The organism is Hyphomicrobium sp. (assembly GCF_035572195.1).
GTDB lineage: Bacteria > Pseudomonadota > Alphaproteobacteria > Rhizobiales > Hyphomicrobiaceae > Hyphomicrobium_B.
Genome location: NZ_DATNBA010000016.1, coordinates 21,064 through 27,904, shown reverse-complemented (window position 1 = coordinate 27,904; position 6,841 = coordinate 21,064). Strand labels below are relative to the sequence as shown.

The 6,841-nt window shown below is 60.6% G+C and carries 6 protein-coding genes; all 6 read left to right on the top strand.

The genetic code is table 11. The features are described from left to right. A partial coding sequence (gene dnaK / locus VN623_RS01850; RefSeq protein ID WP_325567529.1) for a molecular chaperone DnaK occupies nt 1–1,596 on the top strand: 1,596 nt, incomplete at its 5' end. A 165-nt stretch (nt 1,597–1,761) separates the two neighbouring features. Continuing rightward, nucleotides 1,762–2,907, top strand: coding sequence for a molecular chaperone DnaJ (gene dnaJ / locus VN623_RS01845; protein ID WP_325567526.1), 1,146 nt, complete (start codon nt 1,762–1,764; stop codon nt 2,905–2,907). A gap of 122 nt (nt 2,908–3,029) precedes the next feature. Further along, entirely contained in the window at nt 3,030–4,232 is a 1,203-nt protein-coding gene (locus tag VN623_RS01840; RefSeq protein ID WP_325567524.1) for an acyltransferase, read from the top strand. 63 nt (nt 4,233–4,295) lie between these two features. Next, complete coding sequence (locus VN623_RS01835; protein ID WP_325567522.1) at nt 4,296–4,895, top strand: NAD(P)H-dependent oxidoreductase; 600 nt, start codon at nt 4,296–4,298, stop codon at nt 4,893–4,895. Between the two features lie 18 nt (nt 4,896–4,913). Further along, nucleotides 4,914–5,612 carry an orotidine-5'-phosphate decarboxylase gene (pyrF, locus tag VN623_RS01830; protein ID WP_325567520.1) on the top strand — a complete coding sequence of 233 codons (699 nt, stop codon included), beginning with the start codon at nt 4,914–4,916 and terminating at the stop codon, nt 5,610–5,612. A 171-nt stretch (nt 5,613–5,783) separates the two neighbouring features. Continuing rightward, nucleotides 5,784–6,794 (top strand): murein L,D-transpeptidase family protein, encoded by a 1,011-nt coding sequence (locus VN623_RS01825; protein WP_325567518.1) that lies wholly within the window; start codon nt 5,784–5,786, stop codon nt 6,792–6,794. The last annotated feature ends 47 nt before the right edge of the window (nt 6,795–6,841 follow it).

The window sequence follows — 6,841 nt, the reverse complement described above, 5'->3', positions numbered from 1 at the left end:
CCACAGCAGATTTCAGCCTTCATTCTGCAGAAGATGAAGGAAACCGCCGAAGCCAAGCTCGGCGAGAAGGTGACGCAGGCCGTCATCACCGTTCCAGCCTACTTCAACGACGCCCAGCGCCAGGCGACCAAAGATGCCGGCAAGATCGCGGGCCTTGAAGTACTGCGCATCATTAACGAGCCGACCGCTGCCGCGCTGGCCTATGGCCTCGACAAGAAAAAGGACGCCCGGACGATCGCGGTCTACGACCTCGGCGGCGGCACGTTCGACGTTTCGATCCTGGAGATCGGCGACGGCGTCTTCGAGGTGAAGTCGACCAACGGCGACACGCATCTCGGCGGCGAAGACTTCGATATGACGCTCGTCGGCTATCTGGCGGACGAATTCAAGAAGGAGCAGGGCATTGATCTGCGCTCCGACAAGCTCGCATTGCAGCGTCTGAAGGAAGCCGCCGAAAAAGCCAAAATCGAACTTTCGAGCGCTCCGCAGACCGAGATCAACCTGCCGTTCATCACGGCCGATGCGTCAGGCCCGAAGCATCTGACGATGAAACTGACGCGCGCCAAGCTCGAAAGCCTCGTCGATGGCCTGATCAGCCGCACCAAAGGCCCCTGCGAAAAGGCGCTGAAGGATGCCGGCCTCAAGGCTGCCGAGATCGACGAAGTCGTTCTTGTCGGCGGCATGACGCGCATGCCGAAGGTTCAGGAAGTCGTCAAGCAGCTCTTCGGAAAAGACCCGCACAAGGGCGTCAATCCGGACGAGGTCGTGGCCGTCGGTGCGGCGATCCAGGGCGGCGTGCTTAAAGGCGAGGTCAAGGACGTCCTGTTGCTCGACGTGACGCCGCTGTCGCTCGGCATCGAAACGCTCGGTGGCGTCTTCACGCGGTTGATTGATCGCAACACGACGATCCCGACCAAGAAGGGCCAGACGTTCTCGACCGCCGAAGACGGCCAGAATGCCGTGACCATCCGCGTGTTCCAGGGCGAACGCGAAATGGCGGCCGACAACAAGATGCTGGGACAGTTCGATCTTCTCGGCATTCCGCCGGCGCCGCGCGGCGTGCCGCAAATCGAAGTCACCTTCGATATCGACGCCAACGGCATTGTGCACGTTTCAGCCAAGGACAAGGCGACCGGCAAGGAGCAGTCGATCCGCATCCAGGCTTCGGGTGGTTTGTCCGATGCCGACATCGACAAGATGGTGAAGGATGCCGAGGCCCACGCCGCCGAGGACAAGAAGACTCGCGAACTGGTCGAAACTCGCAACCAGACCGAGGCCCTGATCCACGGCACGGAGAAATCGCTATCCGAGAATGCCTCGATCCCGGCCGTCGCCGCGATCAAGGGCGAAGTCGATAGCGCCATCGCCGCTGCCAAGTCGGCAATCACCGGCGAGGACGTCGAAGCGATTCGCTCCGCGACCGAGGCGCTGACGAAAGTTGCGATGAAGATCGGCGAAGCTGTCTACACGGCCAAGGGTGGCGCGGCCGGCGTCGAAGGCGAGGAACCGGCGACTGAAGAAAAGCCCGCAGGCGGCGACGACGTCGTCGACGCGGACTTCGAAGAAGTCAAAGACGACAGGAAGAAATCGGCCTAAGAGGCCGATGCGACACTGAAACCGCCATTGTCCCGCCGTAGTTGCCCATTTTTTCAGGGTACTACGGTCGGGCCGAAGGCAGAAGACGTAGCGCTCGTTCGAGTTTGATGCGATAGCCGCTTCGACGGCAGCGATTCACCCTACAGGTCATAGAACAGCGCACACATGGCCAAGCGCGACTATTACGAAATACTGGGCGTGAAGCGAAGCGCCACCGATCAGGAAATCAAATCCGCCTACCGCGGGCTCGCAAAAGAGTGCCACCCCGATCGCAACTCCGGAGACAAAGACTCCGAGCGCCGCTTCAAGGAAGCCAACGAAGCCTACGAAGCCCTGAAGGATCCGCAGAAGCGATCCGCCTATGACCAATTCGGCCATGCCGCCTTCGATGGCGGCATCGGACGCGGCGGACACGCGGGCTTCGGACCCGACTTCGCCTCCTCGATGTCCGATATATTCGACGATCTCTTCGGCGAATTCATGGGCGGCAGGCGTGGCCAGGGCCGTTCCCGTTCAGGGCGCGAGTCTGGCGCCGACCTCCGCTACAACCTCGAAATCACGCTGACGGAGGCCTTTTCCGGCAAGACCGCGCAAATTCGCGTCCCGGCGAGTGTTAAATGTGAAACATGCGCTGGTTCCGGCGCCAAGCCCGGGACCAAAGCCCACATCTGCGCCACATGCGGCGGCGTGGGGAAAGTGCGCGCCAGCCAGGGCTTCTTCACGATCGAACGTACGTGCCCGGCCTGCCAGGGGCGCGGCGAGACGATCGATGACCCGTGTCACGATTGCTCCGGCTCGGGCCGCGTCCAAAAAGAGCGCACGCTGTCGGTCAACATTCCGGCCGGCGTCGAGGACGGGACGCGCATTCGCCTCGCAGGCGAAGGCGAGGCAGGCCTCAGAGGCGGCACGCCCGGCGACCTCTACATCTTCCTGTCGATCAAGCCGCATGAGTTTTTCCAACGCGACGGCGCCGACATCTTCTGCAAGGTGCCGATCTCGATGACGACCGCGGCGCTCGGCGGTCAGATCGACGTGCCGACGCTCGAAGGCATAACGACCCGCGTCAAAATTCCGGAAGGCACAGAAAGCCGCAAGCAATTCCGGCTCCGCGGCAAAGGGATGCCGGTGCTCAGGGCCAAGGTCTCGGGCGACATGTACATCGAAGTCGATGTCGAAACGCCGAAGAATCTGACCCGGCGTCAACGCGACCTGCTTGAAGAGTTCGAACGCGCCAGCCGCACGGAAACGAGTCCGGAAAGCGCCGGGTTCTTCTCGCGCGTCAAGGAATTCTTCGAAGGCAAAACCGGCTGACGGCCGCGCGTCTTATTCACGCCTCCGGTGATCGTTAACACTCACCAGCACTTCTGATTGGGCCTCATCCCAATCGATGCGAAACTGCCGACGCATCGACAGGGCAGTTGGCATCAATCAAAATGCGTTTCCGAATTCTCGATAGTTGGCGGGGTATCGCGGCCCTATGCGTCGTGCTGTTTCATTTCGAGGCGGCCGACCATATCCATGCCCTGCGCTTCATTCGTCACAGCTACCTCTTCGTTGATTTCTTCTTCGTCTTGAGCGGCTTTGTCATCGCCCACGCCTACGGCGATAAGTTGAAGTCTCCGCTTGAAGTCTGGCAGTTCATCGTGCGCCGATTCGGCCGCGTCTGGCCTCTGCATATCACAGTGCTTGCCGCGTTCATCGCCGTTGCGGTCTTCAAGTATGGCCTGACTGCGGGATTGGGAATGTCGGCGACGATATCCGCCTTCGATGCAGCAGGCTCGACACCGCTTGCCTCGTTGCCGGTACAGGTTCTGCTGTTGCAAGCCGTTGACGTCACTGATCGGCTGACGTGGAACACGCCGAGTTGGAGCATCAGCGCCGAATTCTGGACCTATATCCTTTTTGCTCTGATCGTTCTGCTGCTGCCGCGCTTTCGTACGATCGCCTTCGCCGTAGCGGCTGTCCTTGGCGTGGCGACCGTCGTCGTCTTTTCCCATCACGGCATGGACGTGACGTACGATCTCGGGCTGCCACGCAGCATCTTCGGCTTTTCGGTCGGCTACCTCGTCTACTGGGCCCGCCCGCGCATTGGCCCGATGCCGCCGGCACTCGCGTATATTGCCGAAGTGCTGACGGTCCTCGCGATCTTCGCATTCGTTACGATGACTAACCGTTCGCCGCTTTCGTACGCGGCGCCGTTCGTGTTCGCGATCGCCGTCTATGTTTTCAGCTACGAGTTAGGACCGGTCTCACGCCTGCTGCGGCGACCGGTCTTTCAAAACCTCGGGCTCTGGTCCTACTCGATCTATATGATTCACGCGTTGATCGCGTTCGTGATCGGCCTCGTCGTCAGTGAGTTGCAAAAGCGCCTAGGCGTCGATTTGTGGCACGTCGTCGTCGAAGACGGCATCAGCAAGCGCGTAATTGTTTCTGATCACGTGCTTCTGCTCGACGCAATTCATCTGGCCTACGCAGCGGCGGTTGTCGCCATCTCGGCTTTCAGCTATCGCCTCATCGAGCAGCCGGGCCGGCGGTACTTTCAAAGCGTGGCGGACGGCATGGCGAAGTTCCGCGGCAAGCGGATGAACCCTATGGCGATCAATCCGTCGATTTGCCAAAGCCAGGAAAGCCGGTAGGGTCGGCCGCCCATATTGCCGCCGCGCCCGTCCGTTCTCGGGACAGCAGGAATTTCTCGTCGTATGACAACGCCGCCGAAGTCTGATCCTCGCCTCTTGTTCCTAGCCGGAAGCGTCCGCCAGAACTCGTTCAACAAACGGCTTGCACGCCTCGGCGCCGCGATATCGGAAGCCAACAACATCCCCTCGACGTTCGTCGATCTCGCCGACTATCCGATGCCGATCTATGACGGCGACGTCGAAGCCGAATCCGGCCCACCCGAAAACGCTCGTAAGCTCAAAAATCTGATGCGCGCCCACACCGGCATCTTCATCGCCAGCCCCGAATACAACGCCGCGTTTTCACCGTTGCTGAAAAACACGATCGACTGGGTCAGCCACACGCGCGACGCGGGCGAGGCGCCGCTTGAGGTCTTCAGGACGCGCGTCTTCGCCCTCGGCTCTGCTTCGAATGGCGGTCTCGGCGGATTGCGCGGACTGTCGATGCTGCGTCTCGTCTTTGAGCTTGGCCTCGGCGCGCTCGTGCTGCCCGATCAGTTCGCCCTGCCGCGTGCGGCCGATGCCTATGATGAGCATGGCCATCTCAAGAACAAGGATCAGCAGGAGCAGCTGAAAACCGTGATACAGAAACTCGCCCGCGCCGCCCGCGTGCTGCACGGTTGAACGGAGCGGATGGTCGACATGGCTGACGCCACCCGAGACAAACTCATCGTTGCGCTTGACCTGCCGTCCTATGACGATGCGCGGGCTCTGGTCGACAGTCTTGGCGAAAGCGTGAATTTCTACAAAATCGGGCTTGAACTGCTACTCGTGGGCGGTCTTGAGCTGGCGCGCGAATTGAAATTCGATGGCAAGCGCGTTTTCCTCGACCTGAAGTTTTTAGACATCGGCAATACCGTCGAGCGCGCCGTCGCGGCCGTAGCCGGACTGGGCGTCGATTTTTTGACCGTGCATGGCCACGATACAAAAACGCTTAAAGCCGCCGTGCGCGGACGGGCCGGTTCGAATTTGAAGCTGTTGGCCGTCACCGTTCTGACAAATCTCGATCAGTCCGATCTCGACGAGCAGGGAATTTCACTGACGCCCGAACAACTGGTGCTCCACCGCGCAAAATTGGCGAACGACGCAGGATTCGACGGCGTCATTGCTTCGGGTCAGGAAGCGGGCGCGATTCGCGCCATCTCGGGACCGGAGTTTTTGATCGTTACGCCGGGCATACGCCTTGCCGGTGCCGACAGCGGCGACCAAAGCCGCGTGACGACACCCGAAGACGCGCTTCGAGCCGGCGCCGATCACCTTGTCGTCGGCCGTCCGATCAACGCCGCAAAAGATCCAAAAGCGGCCGCGGAAACCTTTCTCTCGCGCATTGGCGGAGCCTAAGTCCACGCACGCCCTCCCAATAGGCGAAATTCTCATTCCGCTTACGGACTTGCCACATCCTTGCCTAGCTCTCACCACGCCCAGCCCACACTCCGCGTTCATTCAAACTTAACGCGTATTAGCGATAGGCTGTCTCAGCCCGGTGTTGAGTGAGACGGGGTTAAGGGCGGAATGCTGGTTTGGCGTTTGATGACGCGAGCAAGATGGCTCGCAGCCGTACTTTTCGTTGCCGGTTCGCTGGCCGCTTTAGGCTCCGCCTACGCCGCGGAAACAGCCGCTGAAAAACCGCTGCCTCCCGCCGTCGAAGCCTCGATCATTCTGCACTCCATTGCACCCGAAGCGCCGATCTATCTCCGCGTCTTCAAGGAAGAGTCGGAACTCGAGGTCTGGAAAGCCCGCCCGAACGGACGCTATGCGCTGATCAAGACCTTTCCGGTCTGCAATTGGGGAGGAACAATTGGTCCGAAGCAATCGCGCGGCGACCGCATGTCTCCGGAAGGCTTCTATAACATTACGCCCAGCGCCCTGAAGCCCGACAGCAAGTATCACCTCGCCTTCAATATCGGATACCCGAACGCGCTCGACCGGTCGCTCGGCCGCACCGGCAATTTCATCATGGTGCACGGCAACTGCGTCAGCGTCGGCTGCTTCGCGATGTCGGACACGTTGATCGAGGAAATTTACGCCTTCGTTCGCGACTCGCTGGCTGCCGGACAAACATCGATCCCGATCCACGTCTTCCCGTTCCGCATGACGGCGGAGAACATGAAACGGTATGCGGACAACCCGGCGCGCGGCACATGGGGACCGTTGAAAGAAGCCTACGACGATTTCTCCGAAACGCGCGAGCCACCGAAGATCGGCATGTGCGGCAAACGCTACGTGGTCAATTCGCTCACCCCGGTCGGCATGAACCCGGAAGCGGCGTGCCCGGTGTTGATTGGTAAACGTCTCGCTCCCTTGTCGCCCCGCAAAGCGAAAAAGCTGGCGAAGGCCGATCCGGATTTTCTGGCGCCGGGGCAAAAACTCAAATTCGCCCAGAAAAGCTCGGACATCAGCGACTTCTTTTCGAGCACGCTATTTGGTCCGGCTTCGCCGCAGCCGCCGGCTGCCGCGACCAACCGGCCAGCGCCTCAAAGCGATGCTGCGCTCGGAAGCATGCAGCCGCTGTTGCAACGCTGAGCTTTAGGCCGGAGTCCGTTCTCTCATCTGCGCGCAAGCGCTAGGTT

Bases quoted from the DNA above. Each gene is read 5' to 3' on its own strand.
- dnaJ (WP_325567526.1), top strand. From the start codon at position 1,762: ATGGCCAAGCGCGACTATTACGAAATACTGGGCGTGAAGCGAAGCGCC.
- VN623_RS01835 (WP_325567522.1), top strand. From the start codon at position 4,296: ATGACAACGCCGCCGAAGTCTGATCCTCGCCTCTTGTTCCTAGCCGGA.
- VN623_RS01825 (WP_325567518.1), top strand. From the start codon at position 5,784: ATGCTGGTTTGGCGTTTGATGACGCGAGCAAGATGGCTCGCAGCCGTA.
- VN623_RS01840 (WP_325567524.1), top strand. From the start codon at position 3,030: ATGCGTTTCCGAATTCTCGATAGTTGGCGGGGTATCGCGGCCCTATGC.
- pyrF (WP_325567520.1), top strand. From the start codon at position 4,914: ATGGCTGACGCCACCCGAGACAAACTCATCGTTGCGCTTGACCTGCCG.